The sequence below is a fragment of the Flavobacterium limicola genome (assembly GCF_003634755.1).
GTDB classification, from domain to species: Bacteria; Bacteroidota; Bacteroidia; order Flavobacteriales; family Flavobacteriaceae; genus Flavobacterium; species Flavobacterium limicola.
The window spans coordinates 1,274,622-1,296,782 of the sequence record NZ_RBXA01000001.1; the positions used below are offsets into that span (position 1 = coordinate 1,274,622).

Sequence of the window (22,161 nt, forward strand, 5' to 3'; positions counted from 1 at the left end):
ATCTTTTAGTCTTTTAATTTTTAATCTTTCAATCATAAAAAATGAAACTAAAAAAAATAAACGAAGAGTTACAACAAGCCTTAATTGAAAACGGTTTGACTGAAGCCAATGCGATGCAAAAAGAAACATTTTCGACACTGAAAAGTGGTTCAGATTGTATTATTATTGCGCCAAAAGGAAGCGGTAAATCAACGACAATTGTGTTAAATGTAATTCAGAGATTGGCAGGCGCAACCGAAGAATCGCCAAGGGCTTTGATTATTGTTGAAGACAAAGCGAAAGTATTGGAAATGGAATCACTTTTTGAAAAATACGGAAAGAATTCTAATTTGGAAGTCTACGGTGTTCATGATAAAGGCGACATGGAATATGATAAAAATTATATTTCCAGCGGAATTGATGTGTTGATTGGGACTCCAAATAAGTTGAGTGAAATGTTTACTACGGCTGGATTTAACGTAAACCGATTGAAAATGTTTGTTTTGGATGATGCTGATCCAATCTTGAAATTGCGTCATGAGACAAAAATCATGCGTATTTCGAATAGTATTGTGAGAACCCAACGTATTATTTTTTCGGAACAATTCACGGAACGAATAGAAGTTCTTGCTGAAAAAATGTTAGAAGAACCTTATGAATTTGATTTTGATGGAGAAGATGAGGAAGAAGACGATGAAGATTTTGAAGAGGAAGAAAACTTGGAGGCTGATGCAGAAGAGGATTTTGAGGAATTAGAAGGTGATGAAGAAAACGGTACTAAATAATTAAATAAAGAGTGAAATGGGATTAATGAAAGTGTTTTCGGGAAGTGAAATTTTAGCAATGGCGTTACAAGAAAAAATTGAAGCTATTGGTGTAAATGTGGTAGTAAAAAATAATATACAATCGGCTCGATTGGGAGGATTTGGAAATTCAGATTTAGCGGTTGAATTGTTTATTCAGGAAACAGAGTTTGCAAAAGTAAACCCTGTTATTGAAGAATTCAGAATGAGTATTTAATTCATTTACAATAAAAGCAATAGAATGAAATATAAAATGTTGGTTTTGGACATGGATGATACTTTGTTGAACGACAATCATACCATTTCAAACGAAAATAAAGTGATGTTATCTAAGGCAAGAGAATTGGGTGTTCATATCGTTTTGGCTTCCGGAAGACCAACTCCAGCGATGATTGCTTACGCTAAAGAATTACAATTGGATAATTCCTATATGATATCGTATAATGGTGCTGTTATTACAGATTTGAAGGAAGATAAAATCATTTTTGAACAAACGTTAACCCAAGAACAAATCCATGAATTGTATGATTACAGTTTGAAAAGTGAGACACACATTATTACTTATGTTGATGGGAAAATTGTTAGTGAAACGGATTCTGAATATATTGAAATCGAAAAAAATATCACAGGTTTGGAACACAATAAAGTAATTAGTTTTAAAGAAGAAGTGCAATCTTCAGCTGTGAAATGTATTTTATTGGAAGAGCCAAGTTATTTAAAAGAAGTAGAGAAAGATTTGAAAGCAGCTATGCCGCATCTTAGTGTGAGCATGTCAAAACCTTTTTTTCTTGAAGTAGCGCAAAATGGAATTGATAAAGGTGCCAGTATCAAATTTTTAGCCGAAAAATTAAATATTCTTCAAAGTGAAATTATTGCTGTAGGAAATGCAGGGAATGATTTAACCATGATTGAATATGCTGGATTGGGCGTTTGGGTTGATAATGTAGATCCTGAATTGAGAGATAAAGGAGATTTTATCGTAGCGTCAAATAATAATCATGGCGTGGCCGAAGTGGTGAGACGATTTATTTTGAATTAATTTTTTTTAAACTATAATTTAAACCATTAAGAGATTAAGGTAGTTAAGGAGCAGTTCTTAATTCACTTAATCTCTTAATGGTTTTCCTTTTTTATAAGAAATCCAGTTGCATATACTTGTGTTATTTATAATAAGTAAGTTAATAGTCGATACGATTATACGCAATAGCAAAACGATTTATTATAGCCGATTTATAACTTTTACAAAAATCAATGTATACTCGTATTCTTTTCAGGACATCTGTGCGGGGATTCTTCAAACTTTTTGTCCTTTTCCCAAAACCTCGGATTTGTAAATCGTACTCATAAATAAATAACTAAACTTAATGATTTCGTGGCATACTTGTGTCTTTTTATAATAATGATGAGGTGCATTTAGTTTTTAGTTCAAATTAAGATGAAATTCTAAATTATTTTTAAAAATCAAGGTAAAAAGACCACTAAATGTGGTCTTTTTTATTGAAATGCATTTAAACGCTATTGCAAGTATTTATTTATTATATGATAATTAATAATTGTTAAAAAAAAACAAAACAAAAAGTCGATAATCAAGAATTTAGATCGATTATCGCTACTGATGCTTTTTTTTATTGGATTAATTTTGACTTAATATTAACAGTAACACTTTTTTATTAGTACAATTTTAACTTTTAAGATATGAAATGTATAGCGTATTGACATAAAATTAAATAGACCGTAATGATTTAGTTTAGTCTTTTTTTGAATTGATGTTCGATATAATACCAATAAATAATGATAATTAATTTTTTAAAAAATTGTAAAAACAATCCTTTAATCCTAAAAACATCCTATGTCAAAACCACGAAAAAAACCACCCCAACCCATCGCTAGTTTTAATTTACTATAAATACTAGCAAACAAATCAACAAAATGGTGTAATCCGAAAAACCATAATAGAGTAGGATAAAAATAATTTTAATATTATGAAAATTTTTAAATTAAAACACATTGCAGTGGTATTGATAGCAGGACTTTTAGTGTCGTGTACAGCAACAGATACTATGCCAGAAGTTGAACAAAATGCTACTATTGAAACTGATGGTTTACCTATAGAAAATGGAACGCATTATGTAATTAATGGCTCTGTTACAAACGATATTAATGCAGTGAAGATAGCTGCTAAAGATGCTTGGAATATCCATTATGATTATTCTAAAAATAAAATAGTTATTTCAACAACCCCTTCAGAATTTGAAAAGTATAAAAAAATTGATCTTGAATTTGCTTCAAGATTAAATGAAAGTACAATTGAAAAATCAAGTGCTAGAGTTGCAGCTACTGAACTTATACCTGCTTTACCGAGTCATTCTGGCAGACTTGTTTTTTACTACGAGTACGGTGTAGGAACGAATTTTGATCAAGTGTTTCACTTTGCTCGTCGTGATGTTCCTGATACAAGTGTAGCTTTTGAGTCTATGAGACACGTCAAAGGAGTACAGGTACCTGATGGTTCTTTCTCTTTTAATGTTGTACTTACTGGTATGTTTTCGTATCCAACAACTTCTACAAATACTTATCAAATACATGTTATTAATCACAGTTCAACAAGTAAAACTTTTACTGCTTACGCTGGCAAAAATTATAGCGGTGAATCAAAATCTGTAACGGTTGCCAAATATTCTGATAAGCGTCTTTATGCGGGGACTTTTAAATTTCAAAATGGTACAAACGTGGCTGATTCCTTCAAATAAACTAAATTAAAAAATATTATATTATGAAAAATATTAAATTGTTATTAGGTGTGCTATTTTTATTTGTATTCCAAGCAAGTGCTGCTACAGTAAATTATGGTAACAAAGAGCTTATTGCTCACATGTCAGTTGATGAAGATGTTATTTCTTTGTTCGAAAATTCATCAAGAACGGTTATTATAAATTATTTTGCATCGCAAGGTTCTGTAAAATTAACCGATGAACAACAAATTAAAATAAATGCACTTAAATTACAAAACGAACAATACCGATTGAATATAAATCAAAAATATCCTGCTTATGCAGGTATGAATATTGAAGAGCAACAAAAAATTATGTATACAATTGGAGCTAATGGTTTAGCAGCTGCATCAGGAGCAAGAGTAATGACTTGTACATCAGGATTTTTGTATGGGGCTGCCAAATGTACAGGTGATGTGGGATCGCTTCTTGTAAGTTCATGGAAAACACTTAAAGCTGCTGGATGTTTTGTAGCAGCAGTATCTGGCGCAGCAGTTGAAGAAATTGCAAGTGAGGGTATGGCTACTGGTATTGTAGCCGCTGAGGCAGCTCCTGTACTAGAGGGTTGTTGGAGTATGGCTGGATTTGATTTTTTAACACAACTACTTGTAACTGGAGCTTGTTATACTGGTGCGGTAGCTGCTTTGTTAGTGTGTATTTAAATTAGTATCTCTAGATAATCAAATTTTAAATTTGTGATGTAAATAATTAAATTAATAAACAGTTAAAGCCGTCTCAGTTTAGAGACGGTTTTGCGCTATTAAAATAATCGTATTTTTGTATTTTGGGTTTAAAATTACTTCAATGAGACAACTGTTTTTTTTATTGGTACTGTTCAATTTTACTGTTTTCTCACAAAACGAGTATCAAAAAAGTGAAGACAGCTTGTATTTTTTAATTAATAATGAATTTAATGATAAAGATAAAATAAATCATTATGTAGCACTTTGTAGTATTTATAAAAATAGTAATAGTACTAAGCTCAACACTTGTAATGAAAAGCTATTAGAAATTTTAAAAAAAGCTAATGCGACTAAAGAGTTTGGTCATTATTATAGTAATATAGCCGATTTGCTTAAAAAGTCAGATTATCAGCAGGCCGTTATTTATGCAGAAAAAGCAAATAAATTGTTTTATGATTATAAGGATTGGGACAATTATATTTTAAACAGTGTAGATTATGCCATTATTCTTTGTAAAAATAATTTAATAGATAAATCAGAAATACTTTTACAAAATACACTGAGTATAGCTTTAAGAAAAAAAAGCAAGCATATTGCTGTTGTTTATTATGGTTTTTGCGACTTGTACAATGGTATAAGTGATTATATCAAAGCTTTGAAATATGCAAAAAAAGCATTAGTACTAGAAAAAAACAGTCTGAATAAAGCGAAAATATATTATATCATAAGTCGTATTTATACTTCAACAAAAAATTATAAAAGAGCATTAGAATACAATGATCTGGCAATTAAAAATTTTAAAGCCAATTCTATTTATAAAATAAACAAAGCAAAAATTTTATATTGTATGCAACGTTATAATGAAGCACTTGTAATAGCGCTTGATTATGAAAAAAGCAGCGATAAAACATTCGATTTACTTAATATTTCTTTTTTATCTAATTGCTATTATAAAATGAAAAACTATTATCTAGCAAATAAATACATAGATAAAAGATTAAAATTAGGATTTAAAACGAGAATTAACGAGCTAGAATGTAAAAAGGATAAAGCTAAAATTTGCTTAGCACTTAATGATATACAAACGGCAGAAAAATATATAAATGAATCATTGAATTTTTTAAAAGAAGATGATTATTTTGAGCTAAAAATAGAAATTTATGAGATTAAAGTAGGAGTAGAAGAAAAGTTAGGAGACTTTGAAAAAGCTTTGTTTTTCAATAAAAAAATAGGTAAAATAAACCAAATAAATAATACTAATTTCAATAACAATAAACTACATCAACTGGAGATAGATCTTGATGTTACCGAAAAAGATAATAAAATAAAAAATTTACAAATTGCACAACTTAAGAAACAAGTAGAAATTAACACAAAAACGGATTACATAATTTATATTTCCATCGCCTTATTTATAGCATTAGTATTTGTGCTTGCCTATATTAAAAACTACAATACCATAAAATTAAAAAACCAAATCATAGAAGATGAAAAATCGTTAGTTAAAAAATCATTACTAGAAAAAGAAACCTTACTCAAAGAGATACACCACCGTGTCAAGAACAATATGCAACTCGTGATTAGTTTGCTTAAAATACAAGTACGAGACAGTAAGGAATTATCAATAGAAAACTTTATTGAAGTAAGCGAAAACAGGATACTTTCTATGGCCTTAATTCATGAATACTTGTATGAATCAGAAAATATAAACTATGTAAATTTTGAAGAATATGTAAACAGACTGAGCAGTTCTATTAGAGGTTCTTTTTCAAATCAAAGCAATATAAAACTAGAAACTCAAATAAATAATTCTCATTTTAATATAGAAACTGCTATTCCGCTTGGGCTAATTATAAATGAGCTTGTTATTAATGCTTTTAAACATGCATTCATAGGTAAAGACCAAGGGATAATAAAAATTATATTATTTAAAGAACAAGATTTACATCATTTAGAAATTACTGATAATGGTATAGGTATAGATGCTATTGCCGAAAACGGACAGAGTATAGGTTTAAAAATTGTTAAGTTGCTCGTTTCACAAATCAACGGCCAAATGCAAATTAAAAAGGATTCTGGTACCCAATTCACCATACAATTTAAAACTATAAAAAATACAAATGAATAATAAAATACTAATTGTAGAAGATGAGCTACTTATCGCGCTAGATATGCAAGGCACGCTAGAAAAGTTAGGATTTGAAGTAATCATCGATGTAACATCTGTAGAACAAGCGATCTTATACATAGAAGAGCACCAACCCATGCTTGTTTTGATTGATATTAATTTGAACAAAAACAAAGACGGTACTCATTTAGGACAATACTTGTTACAAAAGGATACCATGCCCTATATTTATATAACATCGTATGCAGATAAAAGTACTTTAGACCAAGTAAATGCTACTAGACCAAACGGTTATATTGTAAAACCTTTTAAGGATGATGATTTAAAAGCCACAGTTTCGGTGGTTTTAAATAATTATTATCATAAAAAAATAGATGCACTTCGCAATAACGAAAACGAAAACGATCCTGTACCACTAAGAATAAGAAAAGTTGTAGATTACATTAACAATCATTTAGACAAGAAAATTGAAATCCACGAACTGGCAACTTTAACAGAGTGGAAGATGGATCATTTTATACGGCTATTTTCAAAATATCTAAAAACAACGCCCTATCAATACATACTTTCTAGAAAAATAAATAAAGCAAAATCATTACTTGAAGATACTGTGGTTCCAATCAATGAAATTGTATTTGAGTTGGGTTTTGAAAGTAATAGTAATTTTTATCAAGCTTTTAAAAAAATTACCAATGATACACCAGAAAATTACAGAAGAAAGCAACAACTCAAGAGTACGAATTAGAACTGCAAGCTGGATATGACAAAATCGTGTGGGATTCATGTAATTTTTAAAGACGCTAAAATTGTTATTGAACTTAGACAAGAAGTAGATTAAACTCTATTGTAAAAGATTTTATCATTAATAGATATTAGTTCGTAAATTTGCATTCTCCATTTTTTGACAACGATTTCATTAATGGAGACGATCTTATGAAAAATAGAAAAAAAGTTGCCTTTTATACGCTGGGTTGTAAACTGAATTTTTCAGAAACATCAACCATTGCGAGGAATCTTCAAGACGAAGGATTTGACCGCGTTGATTTTGAAGAAGTTGCTGATATGTACGTAATTAATACGTGTTCCGTTACTGAAAATGCAGATAAGCAGTTCAAGCAAGTGGTTCGAAAAGCAATGAAATTGAATGACAAAGCCTTTGTTGCGGCCGTGGGTTGTTATGCGCAATTGAAGCCGGAAGAATTAGCAAGCGTTGATGGAGTTGATTTAGTTCTTGGTGCAACTGAAAAATTTAAATTGGCAGATTATATCAATGATTTGTCTAAAAATGATTTTGGCGAAGTACATTCGTGTGAAATTGCCGAAGCTGATTTTTATGTGGGAAGTTACTCAATAGGTGACAGAACCCGCGCGTTCTTGAAAGTACAAGATGGTTGTGATTACAAATGTACGTATTGCACAATTCCATTAGCAAGAGGAATTTCGAGAAGTGATGAACTGGAAAATGTACTGAAAAACGCTTCAGAAATTTCGAAACAAAATATCAAGGAAATTGTTCTTACTGGTGTAAATATTGGCGATTACGGAAAAGGAGAATTTGGAAATAAAAAACACGAGCATACCTTCTTAGAATTAGTTCAGGAATTAGACAAAGTAGAAGGAATCGAAAGATTACGAATTTCGTCTATTGAACCCAATTTATTGAAAAATGAAACGATAGAATTTGTATCTAAAAGTAGAACTTTTGTTCCGCATTTTCACATTCCGCTGCAATCAGGGAGCAATGTCATTCTAAAGTTGATGAAACGCCGTTACCAACGCGAAGTCTATACCGAAAGAGTAAATAAAATTCGCGAAGTGATTCCGCATGCTTGTATTGGCGTTGATGTGATTGTTGGTTTTCCTGGTGAAACAGATGAACATTTTCTGGAAACCTACCATTTCTTGAATGAAATGAATATTTCGTATTTACACGTGTTCACATATTCAGAACGAGATAACACCGAAGCCGCTGCAATGGAAGGAGTTGTTCCTTCTAATGTTCGAGCAAAACGTAGCAAAATGTTAAGAGGATTATCAGTGAAAAAACGTCGTGCTTTTTACGAAAGCCAATTGGGTAGTAATAGAACTGTTTTGTTCGAAAGTGAAAATAAAGAAGGATACATTCACGGATTTACTGAAAATTATGTGAAAGTGAAAACACCCTGGAATCCAGAATTAGTCAATACGTTGCATGATATTAATTTGACGAAAATTGATGAAGACGGAAGTGTACGAATGGATTTTATTACGGCTTTGGTGTAATTTTTTTAAACATATAAGTCATATAAGCAAAAGATTAAAAACCATTAAGGGATTAAGTTCATTAAGCTTTACGCTTAATTTTCTTAATCCCTTAATGGTTTAAAAACTTATATGACTTATAAGTTTGAAAATTTCTACGGATTCGTAGACCAAATACTACTGTTTTTGATGAAAACGCGTCGGTTTAGTTTCAGCTGTGCGATGATTAATTCGGCCATGTCTTCTGCCTGCATTACGGTTTCTGGATTGCCGTCAGTCAATTTTAATTCTTTGGCCATGTCAGTCGCAACAGTGCTTGGCGTTAATGCCGTCACGCGAATATTATGTTTACGAACTTCCTGCATCAATGATTCCGTTAATCCTAAAACAGCAAATTTTGAAGCACTGTAAGCACTCGTTAACGCATTTCCGCTTAATCCGGCTGTTGAAGAAATGTTGATGATATCACCTGTTTGTCTTTCGATCATATTTGGCAAAACAGCACGGGTTACATAATACGTTCCCATTAAGTTTACCTGAATGATGCGTTCCCAATCGGTCGGTTCTAATTCTAAGAATTTTCCAAAAGCAGCTATTCCGGCATTATTGATTAAAATATCAATGGTTCCAAATTCAGCCAGTGCTTTGTCTACGGCAGCGTTTACTGAATTGATATCAGCAACATCAGCGGTTATTGCCAGTGCTTTTACTCTCAAAGAACGCACTTTTGCCGCTACACTGTCTATCTCTTCTTGCGTACGTGCTACTAAAATTACATTTACACCTTCTTTGGCTAATGCCAAAGCGATTGCTTTTCCAATTCCTTTTCCTGCGCCGGTGATTAGGGCATTTTTATTTTTTAAATCTGTCATTTTGTATATTATTTGAGCCAATAAAGGCTTAGTTTACTGTAAAAGTAGTACGTTTTGCAGTTGAAATCTATTTTGATTTTCTATTTAATTTAAATTTAACGTTCTGTTATTTTGACTGAAATGTAAATTATTTTTTGTCTAAAGTCAATTTGTAAATATCTGTTTCCAAGATTTCTGTGTCCTTGTCTTCACAAAGTAGGAACTCGATTTTTTCTTTTGAATTGGCGTATAAAGTTAATCCTTCGAATTTATGGGTGCTGCTAATTTTTTGAGTGAAATCAATCTTCATGGTTTTCAGGTTGATGCTCCCTATAAGACTTCCTAAAACTTCGCCATCATCATACGTAGATTCGGTATCTTCGGCTGTAGCCAAAAAATAAATGCTGTTATCGACTAAAATAGCATCCGTAAAACTACTGCGCACTCCTTTTATTTTAGGGAGTTTGTAGTCGTTTGAAAGAATACTGAAATCATTGGAAAGGTTTTTTCCTTCGATGGTGAAAAGGACATTTTTATCGGAACTTCCGTTCCCGCGATTCAACAAAAACCAACTTACACCATTAAAGATGGCGCCTTCGAGGTTGAAATCTTCGGATTTTATTGCTCCAAAATTTTGCATGACTGCATACAAATCGGTGAGGTCATTTGTGGCGATTATCTTTTTATCAGTGAAATTGACTTGTATCATTCGGTTCCTTTTCTCGGTGGAACCGGAGCCAAAAACATACAAGCTGTCCCCAAAATGGGTTATGGCTTCAAAATCAGCTTTGTCTTTTTTGAGCGTGTTTTCGGTGGGGTTTTCCAATAACGGATGGCGTTTTAAATCTTTGGAACCCATGTGATATTCGTAAAGAAAACCGCTGTTGTCACCAATAATCAATAGGGAATTGTCTTTGTAAATAAGTCCTGATGCGGAACCAATGCCGATGATTTGAAATAATAATTCGAGTGTGAATTTTTCCATTGTATTTGATTTGTAAACGAGTGCCTAGCCCAGATAGTAGTGAAAATCCTTTCTAGTCCTGAACTTGTTTCAGGATTCTGAAACAAGTTCAGGACTAGAAAGATTGCAACGAATAGCTGGAAAATGCTCCTGAAATTCATCAGGATTAATCCTCATTATTTGTTATATTTGAGTTTACAAAGATAAAATATTTCTTATGAAGTCTATAAACCCCGACGATTTTAAAGTAATTGGCAAAATTGATTTGTCCAGTATTCCTACCAACCTATTTAATGGTCATAGCGATGATGAAAAGGAAGAAAAATTAGATAAAGTGCAAGTGAAATTGAGCGAAATACAGGATGTGATGTATGCGCACAATCGCTATGGCGTTTTAATTTGTCTGCAAGGAATGGATACCTCGGGCAAGGATAGTTTGATTCGGGAAGTTTTTCAGGAGTTTAATTCCCGTGGTGTTGTGGTCCACAGTTTTAAAACGCCTAATGCAAGTGAGCTCGAACACGATTATTTGTGGAGACATTATTTGGTTTTGCCTGAAAAAGGAAAGTTTACGGTTTTTAACCGATCGCATTATGAAAATGTTTTGGTCACAAGAGTGCATCCTGAATATATTATGAATGAAAATTTGCCTGGAATTGAAACTGTAGCTGATATTACGCCTCAGTTCTGGGAAAATAGGATGGAGCAAATCAATAATTTTGAGAAGCACATTACCCAAAACGGGACTATTATGATGAAATTCTATTTGCACATGAGCAAAGAGGAGCAAAGACAGCGCTTGTTACGCCGACTGGAAGAACGAGAACACAATTGGAAATTCTCGACAGGCGATTTGAAAGAAAGGGATCGTTGGGATGATTATATGCATTATTACGAGGAAGCAATTAGCAAAACAAGTTCAGAATATGCACCTTGGTATGTCATTCCTGCTGATGACAAGGAAATGGCCAGATATATTGTTGGCAAAATTATTTGGGAAGAAATGCAAAAACACACGGATATTAAAGAGCCTGAAATGGATGAGAAAGTTAGGGAGAATATCCAAATGTATAAAGACATGTTGAAGAAATAAGATTAGATTAAATTGCTATTGCATTCTGTGTTAAGCTATATTTATTCTGTAATTACTAAAAAGTTAGTACGTTAATTAATTGTTTTTTTGAATTGAAAACCAACTAAATTGTTGGTTTTTTCTTAATATTCTATTCATTCAGGGTTAAAATTCACAGTATTACTTTGCTGAAAATTTAAACAATCAATCAAAATGAAAAGAATTATTTTACCAATGTTATTTTTAGTATCATTAATCTCATGTGAGAATGATTCTAAATCTTCGAATGAAACAACGAGTGTTGTTTTAGCGAATCAATCTGCGACTCCGGTGTTATTGAAAAAGCAAACGGGCTTTGAAAACCTTGAGCTTTTTTCATTGATTGCTTCTGATGATGTTTTGGCAGGAAGTCCGAATTTTGTTTTTGGAGGTTCTGCGGATGGATCAGGATTATTGAAAAATGCTGATGGTACTTTTACTTTTTTGGTAAATCACGAAGACAATTTTGCGGTATCAAGAGTAACTTTTGACAAAACATTCAAACCTACAAAAGGAGAATATTTATTGAATTCTAATGGTGGAACTTGGAGGTTATGTGGCGCTACAATGGCTACGGTTGCTGAACACGGTTTTGGCCCATTGTATTTGACTTGTGGAGAATCTGGTGAAGAATCGCGTACTCATGCCATAAATCCTTTTGGAGATGTTGCATCTGCTTCGGTTTCAAAAGAATTACCTGCTTTAGGAAGAATAAGTGCTGAAAATGCTTTACCATTAAAAGCGTCTGCATTTGCAGGAAAAACGGTAGTTGTCATTGGAGATGATGATTCAGGAACGTATGGCGGTCAAGTGTTTATGTATGTTTCAAACACTGTTGGTGATTTAGCGAATGGTTCTTTGTACATGATGAAAAGAACGGATGATAATCAGAGAGAGAAAGATATGGTTGTCAATCAAACGTACGGTGTTTCTTTTGTAAAAATTGAGAACCATACTACAATGACAGGAGCGGCTATAAATGCCTCTGTGAATACATTGAAAGGAATCAAATTTGGAAGAGTAGAGGATTTGGATTATAAAAAAGGTACAGATGCCGGAGCAAGAGAAATCTATTTTAATGTTACAGGACAAAATACAACCGGATCCAATGCGGATGCTTCAAGAACGAAATATGGTAGAGTTTACAAATTGAATTTGGATGCAAGTAATCCTTTGGTTGGTACTCTTGAAGTAATTCTTGATGGCGATGATCGTACCGGAATTGCTGGGAAATTTCAAAATCCAGATAATATCTGTGTGACAAAAAACTACGTTTATGTTCAGGAAGATGCAAATGGATATGGTGATGAAACGCATGACGCTTACATCTATCAATACAACATGGCGACAAAACAATTGAAAGTGGTTGTTGAGTTAGACCACCGTCGTTCGGCTACTGATGCCACTAAATATAATGTAGGCGGAACAAGTAAATTTGGAGATTGGGAATACGGAGCCATGATTGATGTTTCAGAACAATTGGGGATTGATGATACCTTTTTATTAAGTGTTCAGCCTCATACTTGGAGAGGGACAAAATACAAAGGAGTAGATGGAGGAACAAATCGTCCAAATGAAGATCAGGCAAGTCAAATCGTTTTAATCAAAGGATTAGCACGATAATTAACCCAATCATATAGATACAATTATCCACGGTTTCTTATTAGGAATCGTGGTTTTTGTTTTTACAATTTTTTAAAGTTACTCGCATTTATCATGAAAAACAGTTTCATTTTATTGGTTCTAATTTTATTGGTCTCTTGCCAAAATGCTATTCCTAAGCATGAAATGGTAAATAATATATTCAAATCAGATATTCTAAAAGTAATTGATGAAGTATCTAAATTGGAAAATTTAATACAACTGAATACTTCAACAGTGCAGCTCCAGAAACAATTTCTAAAGGCACACAGCAGTTATAAACAATTGGAAACGATCAGTGAATATTATTTTCCTGCTGTCTCTAAAGCTATAAATGGTCCAGCCTTGGCAGAATTTGAAGAAAATGATGGAAAGACTTTGCCTCCCGAAGGATTTCAAGTGATTGAAGAATTTATTTTTCCAACTTATAATCCAAAGTCAAAAGCGGAGTTGTTGAAAGAAATGGGTATTTTATCGGCAAATTTAAAGCGTTTGGACAAAGTGTCACAAACAAATGAATTCACAGATTCCCACGTTTTTGATGCCATGCGTTTGGAAGTTTTTAGAATCATAACCTTGGGAATAACCGGATTTGATTCCCAAATTGCTCAAAAATCTATTCCGGAAGCAGCATCAGTATTAGAAAGCATCGAGAAATATTATAAAATCTATGCGGATAATTCAACCGACGAATCTTTTCAGAAGGTTTTAAAAACGATTAAAAAAGGTAAGGAATATTTAAAAATGAATACCGATTTTAATGCATTTGACCGCGCTTTTTTTATTCGAGAGATCGCCAATCCGTTAAGTATCGGTTTGCATAAAACGCAAGTCAGCTTGAAAATTCCTTTTATAAAAGAAACAAGAGGACTGAAAACAACTGCACAGACACTTTTTGATAAAAACGCTTTTGATGCCGAAGCTTTCTCTGCATTTCCAGATTATGAAACAACGCCTGAAAAAATAGAATTGGGGAAATTATTGTTTAATGATCCTGTTTTATCAGGAGATAATTCTCGTTCGTGTGCTTCCTGTCACCATTCAGATAAAGCATTTACGGATGGTTTGGAGAAATCAATTTCATTAGACGGTAGGTCTTTGGTAAAAAGAAATACTCCTACGCTTACTCATATTGCATTTCAGCGTACTTTCTTTTATGACTCCAGAGTCAATTATCTGGAGGACCAAGCTGTAGCGGTAATTACAAATGAAAATGAAATGCATGGTTCTTTTGCAAAATCAGTAGTTGCTTTGAAAAAAGAAGTAAGTTATGTTGCCAAGTTCGAAAAGGCATTTCCTAAAACCGAAATAGATGAATTTGGGATAAAGAACGCATTGGCATCCTATATAAGATCATTGAGTACTTATGATTCAAAGTTTGATGGATTTATGCGGGGAGAGGAAAAATTTGATTTAGATGAAATTGCAGGTTTTAATTTATATACCGGAAAAGCAAAATGTGCTACTTGTCATTTTATTCCATTAACAAACGGGACTGTACCTCCAAGTTTTATAAAATCAGAAAGTGAAGTATTAGGCGTTCCTGATAAGCATAAAAAATTAGATGCTGATTTGGGAAAATTTGAATTAACGAAAGCTGAAATTCATCGAAATTCTTTCAAAACACCTACGATAAGAAATGTAGAATTGACGGCACCTTACATGCACAATGGTGTTTTTAAAACACTGGAAGAAGTAATTGATTTTTACAATGACGGCGGTGGAAACGGATTGGGGTTTAATTTACAAAATCAAACGTTACCAGAAGACAAATTGAATCTTACAGAATTAGAAAAAAAACAGCTTATCGCCTTTATGAAAACATTGACGGATAAAAAGTACTATTGATAGTAAACAAAAAATGCGCTGAATTTCAGCGCATTTTTTTAACTAATTCAAAACAGTTTTATAGTTCAAAACCATAAGCTAAACGAACACCTACTTGTCCAACTCCTCTACCAAGAGAACCGTTACTGTTTAAACGATCAAAATGATTGTAGTGTGTATAGTTCAAAGAAATATCTATGTATTTAGTAGCATAACCTATACTTGGAGATAACAATAAAGAAGTTTTATCTCTGGTATTTTCTACATTACTTGTTGCAAATGCTGCACCAGCTTCTCCCATTACGTAAAATTGGTCATTCCATACGAAAGCTTTAAAACCTGCTTTAGCTGGGATGATACCTAAATCTTTTCCTTCTGTTTGACCAGGAAACCCATCAGCTTTGCTCACAAATAAATTAGTGTAACCTGTAGTCAACGTCAAAGAGTATCTTTTTGATAAATCATATTGTCCTCTTACATCTGCACCAAGTGATAATTTGTAAGGATCATTAACTGAATATCCTGCATTTGCACCAACACCTAAACGGAATCCTTGGTCGTAATTTGTTGCTTCATTTGTTGTTTCTTGCGCTTCTACATTGGTAGCAAACATCATTGCTATTGCTAATACAAATCCTGTTTTAATTTTTCCTGCGATTTTCATAATTGTAATATTTATTATTAATTTTTTTGTCATTTTGATTTTTAATTGGTACAAAACAACGGTGCAAATGTATAGCTCGAAATCGCTTGAAATGTTATAGAATTACTTGGTTTTGTTATAGAATTACTTCTTTTAGATGTAATGTTTTAAAAAAGGTTGTTATATATTCAATTGTATCGATACAATTCAAAGCTTCTAATTATATTTGCTCAAAAAAAGACAAAAAGTGAATTTATCTCAGTACTTCAAAGAGTTTTCTTATAATATTAAATTAGCGTATCCCGTAATTTTGGGAATGTTGGGACATACATTAATAGGAATTGTTGATAATTTCATGGTAGGTAAGTTAGGTTCTACTGAGTTGGCAGCGGTTTCGTTGGGCAACAGTTTTATATTCATAGCTTTATCATTAGGGATAGGGTTTTCTACGGCAATTACGCCATTAGTTGCTGAGGCTGATGCTGAAAAAGACGATCAAAAAATCCGCACTACTTTTCACCACGGATTGCTTTTATGTACGGTTTTAGGAGTTGCATTATTTATTCTGACAGTGCTCTCTAAACAAATTATGTATTTGATGCACCAACCCAAAGAAGTGGCTGATATGGCCGCTCCATATATTGACTGGGTGGCGTTTTCATTGATTCCAGTGATTATGTATCAGGGTTACAAACAATTTGCAGATGGTTTAGCCAAAACAAAATATTCGATGTATGCTATTTTTATGGCAAATGTCGTACATATCTTCTTTAATTATGTACTGATTTACGGAATTTGGATTTTTCCAAAATTAGGGATTCTGGGTGCTGCATTGGGAACGGTATTGTCCAGAATAATGATGGTGGTTTTTATGCATTACCTAATGAAACGAAATTCGGCTTTAAAAAAATATTTTAAGAATTTCAGTTTCAAAGAAATCCGAAAATCAATTCTGAAAAAAATCATCAATCTTGGTTTGCCTTCAGCTATGCAGATGTTGTTTGAAGTAACGTTGTTTACCGCTGCTATTTGGCTTTCAGGTTCTCTGGGGAAAAATAGTCAGGCTGCCAATCAGATTGCACTTATTCTGGCATCCTCAACTTTTATGGTAGCTATGGGATTAAGTGTTACCGCAATGATCCGAGTTAGTCACACAAAAGGAATGAACGATTATAAAAACTTGATTGTCGTGGCAAGATCTATTTTTCTTTTGGCAATTATATTAGAAACGATCTTTGCGATAATATTTGTGGCATTTCATAATTTTTTACCGCATCTATTCTTGAATATGAGCGATTCGACTCAAATGTTGGATAACGAAGAAATCATCCTAATCACTTCAAAATTGCTATTGATTGCGGCCATTTTCCAAATTTCTGATGGAATTCAAGTGGTTGTTTTGGGAGCATTACGTGGTTTGCAAGATGTGAAAATCCCTATGTATATTACCTTTGTGGCGTATTGGGTTATTGGTTTTCCTATTTCCTATTATTTAGGAAAATACACAGAACTCAAAGCTGTTGGAATTTGGATCGGACTTTTAGCGGGATTAACAGCTGCCGCTTTATTTTTGTATATTCGCTTTGCGAGATTGACAAGAAATTTGGTGATGCAAAACGAGAATAAATAAAATAATAAATTACTTAAATATTAAATTCATGGAATTACCAAAATTTTTACTAGGCGACAATACTGATTTTCCCGAAGATATTTTCATCATACACCTTGATTACCCAAGATTTATCATTAATCTTAAAGATGATGAGGTAGAATTTATGGAAGAAGCTGAAGATCTTGACGAGGCAGAATTAAATGCTGAAATGGAAGGATTAATAGTTCTTGCTAATGAGTTTTATGATAGAGAAATCAAACTTTACGAAGAGTAACTAATATTTTGTTTTACTTAACTGATATTCAAATGAAAAATGTATTTATGTATTCTATGTTTATTATAGGCACAATGTTCTTAATAGGTGGTGTTTATAATTTTTTACCTTTTGAAATTAAACCAGTTGAAAAGTTTGGAGACGCTTACAAATATGGACATGCTGTGGGTTATGTCATAGGTAAGTTTTTAAATATTGTCATTGGTGTAACAATGATTAAATATGGTTACGAAACCTATTTAGAAAGAAAGATCATAAAATAATATTTTAGTCTTTTTTAAAATACGTTTCCAATAATTTTTGAGCGGCTGCAAAGGGTGAAATTTCATCATTTTGCACCGCTTTTTTAGTTGATTCCAAAGATTTTTGAATTTCTGGATTGTTGTAAAAATTAGTTTTCAATTGTTCGTTTATGGTTTCCAACATCCAATATTGGTTTTGTTCTTTTCGTTTTTCAAAGAAATAATTATTCCCTTTTGTCAACTCTAGGAATTTTTGAATGGTTTCCCAAACATCGGATATTCCTTCATGGGTTATGGCGCTGCAGGCTGCGGTTGTGGGTGTCCAACCTGATTTTTTGGCAGGAAAAAGATGCAATGCTCTATTAAATTCCAGTTTGGCAAGATTGGCTCTTTTGATATTATCTCCATCGGCTTTGTTGATGACAATAGCATCTGCCATTTCCATGATTCCGCGTTTGATACCTTGTAATTCATCGCCGGCACCAGAAATTTTTAATAAAAGAAAAAAATCAACCATACTGTGAACGGCAGTTTCACTTTGACCTACGCCAACCGTTTCTATAATGATGGTATCAAAACCGGCTGCCTCACAAAGCGTTATGGTTTCGCGGGTTTTTCGAGCCACACCACCTAATGTTTCTCCTGAAGCGGATGGACGTATAAAAGCATTTTTATCTTTGACCAATTCTTCCATTCGGGTTTTATCACCCAAAATGCTTCCATGCGATATGGTACTACTGGGATCAACGGCAAGTACCGCTACTTTTTTTCCTAAACCAGTCAGGTATTTTCCAAAAGCTTCAATAAAGGTGCTTTTTCCAACGCCTGGAACGCCGGTAATTCCTATTCTTACAGATTTATTGGCATAAGGTAAGCAGGCATTTATTACTTCGTTGGCTTTCGCCAAATGATTGACATTCGTGCTTTCTACTAAAGTAATCGCGCGGCTCAGCGCAGTAATATTTTCGTCTAAAATTCCTTCAACGAGTTCTTTTGCCGAAGGTTGTATTTTTCTAAATTTCTGAATATGCCCAACAGCAACTGAGCTGATAATTTCAGGAGCAGAAATTCCGGGTTTTTCGTTTAAGGCGCTTGGATGGTGTTTTTTATTTGGCAAAACTATTTTTTAGAATAGTAAAAATAATAAAAACTATCTTGAATAGACAGTCATTCTCTTAAAATGTCATTTCATTTTGATGGCTCTTTTTTTGCGGAGGATATTTCACAAATTTTATTTTTTTGAAATCATTTTATTTCTCATTAGTCAATATCTTTGCGGTATTATGACCAACTTCATCCTAATCTTTGTTTTCCTATTCCTTGGAATTATTTTCCAAAATATAAAGGGGTTTCCCGTAAGTATTTATAAGTTGTTAAATAAGATTGTTATTTACATCTGTCTTCCTGCTTTGGCTTTATATTATATTCCAAAAATAAAATGGAGTACTGAATTATTGTTTCCAATTGGAGTTGCCTGGATTGGGTTTATTGTTTCCTATTTATTTTTTAGTTTTTTGGGAAGCAAATTCGGTTGGTCTAAAAAACTTATTGGTTGTTTAATTTTAACGGCAGGTTTAGGAAATACTTCCTTTTTGGGTTTCCCAATAATTGAAGCATTATATGGGGAAGAAGGTTTGAAAACGGCTATTTTAGTCGATCAACCTGGTTCTTTTGTGGTTCTTTCTACCTTAGGAATTCTAGTGGCAACTTTATATTCCAGTGGTAATCCAAATGGTTTTCAAATTGCAAAGAAGATTCTCTTTTTTCCGCCATTTATAACTTTTTTGATTGCCTGTTTGATGAATGTTTTTAATGTCGATTTCCATGAATATTTGCAGCTTTTATTCCAAAAATTGGGAAGTGGAGTAACGCCTTTGGCTTTACTTTCTGTTGGTTTGCAACTACGTTTTGAACGAAAAAGCCAGCATTGGAAATTCTTAGGACTGGGACTTTTGTATAAATTAATACTGACTCCGGCTCTCATTTACGTGTTGTATGTCGTAATTTTGCAACAGCATTCTAAAGTTATTCAAGTTGCTATAATGGAGTCGGCTATGGCGCCTATGATAACGGCTTGCATTTTAGCGTCTACACACGGTTTAAAACCCCGTCTAAGTAGTATGATGATTGGTTTTGGTATCCCATTGTCGTTTGTCACCTTGTTATTTTGGTATTTTGTGGTTCAGTATGTTTAAATTTTAAAGACCGAATCTGAACCTATAATTAGTAATATAGTTTTATTTAAAAATATGAATTCATCTCTTGATACTGTTTCTAAAACAGAAACAACTCCTATTGCGCAGCAAACTGTTTATTCCATTCTATTTTCAATCGCATTTGCCCATTTATTGAATGATTTATTGCAAGCGGTAATTCCGGCAGCATATCCTATTTTGAAGGAAAATTTTAATTTAACGTTTACACAAATCGGATTAATCACCTTGGCTTATCAATTGGCAGCTTCTATATTGCAGCCTTTGGTAGGTTTGTATACGGATAAAAGACCAAAGCCTTTTTCTCAAATTTTCGGAATGCTTTTTACTTTATCAGGAATTGTATGTTTGTCGTATGCTTCCAGTTTTGAAATGATTATTATTTCGGTAGTTTTGGTTGGAATTGGTTCTTCCATTTTTCATCCTGAAGCTTCCCGAATCTCCTTTTTGGCATCTGGCGGAAAGCGTGGTTTGGCACAATCCATTTTTCAGTTGGGAGGGAATGCCGGAACAGCAATTGGACCATTGTTGGTCGCCTTAATAGTAGTTCCAAATTCACAATATTATATCATTTGGTTTGTAGTTGTTGCCATCATCGGATTGATTGTTTTGAGTAGAATTGCACTTTGGTACCAAAACCATTTAAGTTTAAGAAGTGCAAAGAAAACGGTTATCGATTTGCCTAATTTATCCCAAAAAAAGATAGTAATCTCAGTGGGAATTTTGCTGGTTTTGATATTTTCAAAATTCTTTTACATGGCTAGTATGTCCAGTTATTTTACCTTTTATTTAATCGAAAAATTTGAACTATCGGTTCAGGAAGCGCAATTTCATTTGGTTTTATTCTTGGCTTCTTGTGCCATTGGAACGTTAATTGGCGGACCGTTAGGTGATAAATTCGGAAGAAAATATGTGATTTGGTTTTCTGTCTTGGGAGCAGCGCCTTTCACATTATTGTTGCCGTATGTTGATTTATTTTGGACAGGCGTTTTGTCGGTTGTAATTGGAATCATAATCTCCTCTGCATTTCCGGCAATCTTGGTTTATGCGCAAGAATTATTGCCTAAAAAGCTCGGAATGGTTTCTGGCCTTTTCTATGGTTTTGCCTTTGGAATGGGCGGTTTAGGTTCTGCTTTGTTGGGAAATCTTGCCGATCACACCAGCATAACGTACGTCTATTATCTTTGTGCCTATCTGCCTTTGATTGGGATTATAGCGCTGTTTTTACCCAATTTAAAGAAAAAATAGCACTTCTTTTTAGGAGCTGTTTCCTGCTTTGCACTGTATTCCCGATTTAGAAAAACTACGGCCGAAAAAGCCTTGTTTTTCTAAATCGGGAGATGCCGTTGCGATCAGGGCTAGGGCATTTGGTTTTCTCATTGCATTTTTTGGAAGTATTTCTTTCTGTTTTTCATAAACATTAGTACAATTTTAAGATTAGTTTTCTTCTTTATTGCTTTTATTTCAATACCTTACAGTGTTACTAATCAATAAATTAAATTACTATGGCAACATTACGATTAGGCGATATTGCTCCTGATTTTGAAGCAGAAACGTCACAAGGAAAAATAAAATTTCATGAATGGTTAGGAGATTCTTGGGGAGTTCTATTCTCCCATCCGGCTGATTTCACACCTGTTTGTACCACTGAGCTAGGAACAGTTGCAAATTATTATCCTGAATTTGAAAAACGAAATGTAAAAGTAATCGCATTGAGTGTTGACGGAGTAGATTCGCACATGGAATGGATCAAAGACATCAATGAAACTCAAAATACAACAGTAAACTTCCCGATAATTGCCGATGAAGACAAGCATATTGCTGAATTATATGATATGATTCATCCCAATGCGAGTGAGAGTTTCACCGTTCGTTCTGTTTTTATAATTGGACCAGACAAGAAAATAAAATTAACATTGACGTATCCAGCATCAACCGGTAGAAATTTTGATGAATTATTGCGTGTAATTGATAGTTTACAATTGACATCTAAATATAGCGTAGCAACACCTGCCAACTGGAAAGATGGGGATAAAGTGGTAATCTCGACCTCGGTTAAGGATGAAGATATTGCTGCTAAATTTCCAAAAGGCTACGAAAGAATAAAACCTTATTTAAGAATGACACCGCAGCCTAATAAATAGTAATTTTCAGTATATTTTTTAAATAGAAAAGCAG

Annotated in this window: 21 protein-coding genes; 17 read left to right on the forward strand and 4 right to left on the reverse strand. The window is 33.2% G+C overall.

All coding sequences use genetic code 11. The features are described from left to right. The first annotated feature begins 41 nt into the window (after positions 1 to 41). The 8 genes from BC952_RS05685 (at position 42) to mtaB (ending at position 8,626) form a co-directional block, all read left to right on the forward strand. Positions 42 to 764 (forward strand): DEAD/DEAH box helicase, encoded by a 723-nt coding sequence (locus tag BC952_RS05685; RefSeq protein WP_121364607.1) that lies wholly within the window; start codon positions 42 to 44, stop codon positions 762 to 764. Between the two features lie 16 nt (positions 765 to 780). Beyond that, a complete protein-coding gene (locus BC952_RS05690; protein WP_121364608.1) occupies positions 781 to 999 on the forward strand; it encodes a DUF2007 domain-containing protein in 219 nt (72 codons plus the stop codon). A gap of 24 nt (positions 1,000 to 1,023) precedes the next feature. Beyond that, complete coding sequence (locus BC952_RS05695; RefSeq protein ID WP_121364609.1) at positions 1,024 to 1,821, forward strand: Cof-type HAD-IIB family hydrolase; 798 nt, start codon at positions 1,024 to 1,026, stop codon at positions 1,819 to 1,821. Positions 1,822 to 2,764: 943 nt separating this feature from the next. Continuing rightward, positions 2,765 to 3,532, forward strand: a complete 768-nt coding sequence (locus tag BC952_RS05700) for a hypothetical protein (protein WP_121364610.1) — start codon at positions 2,765 to 2,767, stop codon at positions 3,530 to 3,532. A gap of 23 nt (positions 3,533 to 3,555) precedes the next feature. After that, positions 3,556 to 4,215 (forward strand): hypothetical protein, encoded by a 660-nt coding sequence (locus BC952_RS05705; protein ID WP_121364611.1) that lies wholly within the window; start codon positions 3,556 to 3,558, stop codon positions 4,213 to 4,215. A gap of 142 nt (positions 4,216 to 4,357) precedes the next feature. Next, complete coding sequence (locus BC952_RS05710) at positions 4,358 to 6,364, forward strand: tetratricopeptide repeat-containing sensor histidine kinase (RefSeq protein ID WP_121364612.1); 2,007 nt, start codon at positions 4,358 to 4,360, stop codon at positions 6,362 to 6,364. Next, positions 6,357 to 7,109: a response regulator transcription factor gene (locus BC952_RS05715; RefSeq protein ID WP_121364613.1), complete on the forward strand. Its 753-nt coding sequence runs from the start codon at positions 6,357 to 6,359 to the stop codon at positions 7,107 to 7,109. Before BC952_RS05710 ends, BC952_RS05715 begins: the two co-directional genes overlap by 8 nt. A 188-nt stretch (positions 7,110 to 7,297) precedes the next feature. Next, positions 7,298 to 8,626 carry a tRNA (N(6)-L-threonylcarbamoyladenosine(37)-C(2))-methylthiotransferase MtaB gene (gene mtaB, locus BC952_RS05720; RefSeq protein ID WP_121364966.1) on the forward strand — a complete coding sequence of 443 codons (1,329 nt, stop codon included), beginning with the start codon at positions 7,298 to 7,300 and terminating at the stop codon, positions 8,624 to 8,626. Positions 8,627 to 8,760: 134 nt separating this feature from the next. Here mtaB and BC952_RS05725 read toward each other — a convergent pair whose 3' ends face one another. After that, a complete protein-coding gene (locus tag BC952_RS05725) occupies positions 8,761 to 9,477 on the reverse strand; it encodes a 3-ketoacyl-ACP reductase (protein ID WP_121364614.1) in 717 nt (238 codons plus the stop codon). A 127-nt stretch (positions 9,478 to 9,604) separates the two neighbouring features. Beyond that, the gene (locus BC952_RS05730) at positions 9,605 to 10,441 is read right to left on the reverse strand and encodes a DUF6929 family protein (RefSeq protein WP_121364615.1); all 837 of its coding nucleotides are present in this window, start codon (positions 10,439 to 10,441) and stop codon (positions 9,605 to 9,607) included. A gap of 196 nt (positions 10,442 to 10,637) precedes the next feature. Here BC952_RS05730 and BC952_RS05735 point away from each other — a divergent pair, with 196 nt between their 5' ends. The 3 genes from BC952_RS05735 (at position 10,638) to BC952_RS05745 (ending at position 15,020) form a co-directional block, all read left to right on the forward strand. After that, positions 10,638 to 11,513, forward strand: a complete 876-nt coding sequence (locus BC952_RS05735; RefSeq protein WP_121364616.1) for a PPK2 family polyphosphate kinase — start codon at positions 10,638 to 10,640, stop codon at positions 11,511 to 11,513. A 192-nt stretch (positions 11,514 to 11,705) separates the two neighbouring features. Then, positions 11,706 to 13,154, forward strand: coding sequence for a PhoX family protein (locus BC952_RS05740; protein ID WP_121364617.1), 1,449 nt, complete (start codon positions 11,706 to 11,708; stop codon positions 13,152 to 13,154). A 93-nt stretch (positions 13,155 to 13,247) separates the two neighbouring features. After that, positions 13,248 to 15,020, forward strand: a complete 1,773-nt coding sequence (locus BC952_RS05745) for a cytochrome-c peroxidase (RefSeq protein ID WP_121364618.1) — start codon at positions 13,248 to 13,250, stop codon at positions 15,018 to 15,020. A 58-nt stretch (positions 15,021 to 15,078) separates the two neighbouring features. Here BC952_RS05745 and BC952_RS05750 read toward each other — a convergent pair whose 3' ends face one another. Then, complete coding sequence (locus tag BC952_RS05750) at positions 15,079 to 15,663, reverse strand: hypothetical protein (protein ID WP_121364967.1); 585 nt, start codon at positions 15,661 to 15,663, stop codon at positions 15,079 to 15,081. Positions 15,664 to 15,889: 226 nt separating this feature from the next. On the opposite strand from BC952_RS05750, the gene BC952_RS05755 reads away from it, so the two are divergent. From BC952_RS05755 to BC952_RS05765, 3 genes are read left to right on the forward strand one after another with little or no spacing between them, the layout of a single operon-like run. Then, positions 15,890 to 17,272, forward strand: a complete 1,383-nt coding sequence (locus BC952_RS05755) for an MATE family efflux transporter (RefSeq protein WP_121364968.1) — start codon at positions 15,890 to 15,892, stop codon at positions 17,270 to 17,272. A 28-nt stretch (positions 17,273 to 17,300) separates the two neighbouring features. Continuing rightward, positions 17,301 to 17,528, forward strand: coding sequence for a hypothetical protein (locus BC952_RS05760; RefSeq protein ID WP_091204000.1), 228 nt, complete (start codon positions 17,301 to 17,303; stop codon positions 17,526 to 17,528). A 32-nt stretch (positions 17,529 to 17,560) separates the two neighbouring features. Continuing rightward, entirely contained in the window at positions 17,561 to 17,791 is a 231-nt protein-coding gene (locus BC952_RS05765) for a hypothetical protein (protein WP_121364619.1), read from the forward strand. A 4-nt stretch (positions 17,792 to 17,795) separates the two neighbouring features. On the opposite strand, the gene meaB is transcribed toward BC952_RS05765, so the two are convergent. Next, complete coding sequence (gene meaB / locus BC952_RS05770) at positions 17,796 to 18,887, reverse strand: methylmalonyl Co-A mutase-associated GTPase MeaB (RefSeq protein ID WP_425269339.1); 1,092 nt, start codon at positions 18,885 to 18,887, stop codon at positions 17,796 to 17,798. Between the two features lie 166 nt (positions 18,888 to 19,053). Here meaB and BC952_RS05775 point away from each other — a divergent pair, with 166 nt between their 5' ends. From BC952_RS05775 to BC952_RS05785, 3 genes are all read left to right on the forward strand, one after another. Beyond that, positions 19,054 to 19,965 carry an AEC family transporter gene (locus BC952_RS05775; protein WP_121364621.1) on the forward strand — a complete coding sequence of 304 codons (912 nt, stop codon included), beginning with the start codon at positions 19,054 to 19,056 and terminating at the stop codon, positions 19,963 to 19,965. Between the two features lie 54 nt (positions 19,966 to 20,019). Beyond that, positions 20,020 to 21,231: an MFS transporter gene (locus BC952_RS05780; protein WP_121364622.1), complete on the forward strand. Its 1,212-nt coding sequence runs from the start codon at positions 20,020 to 20,022 to the stop codon at positions 21,229 to 21,231. A 257-nt stretch (positions 21,232 to 21,488) separates the two neighbouring features. Continuing rightward, positions 21,489 to 22,127 carry a peroxiredoxin gene (locus BC952_RS05785; protein WP_121364623.1) on the forward strand — a complete coding sequence of 213 codons (639 nt, stop codon included), beginning with the start codon at positions 21,489 to 21,491 and terminating at the stop codon, positions 22,125 to 22,127. Positions 22,128 to 22,161 lie beyond the last annotated feature (34 nt).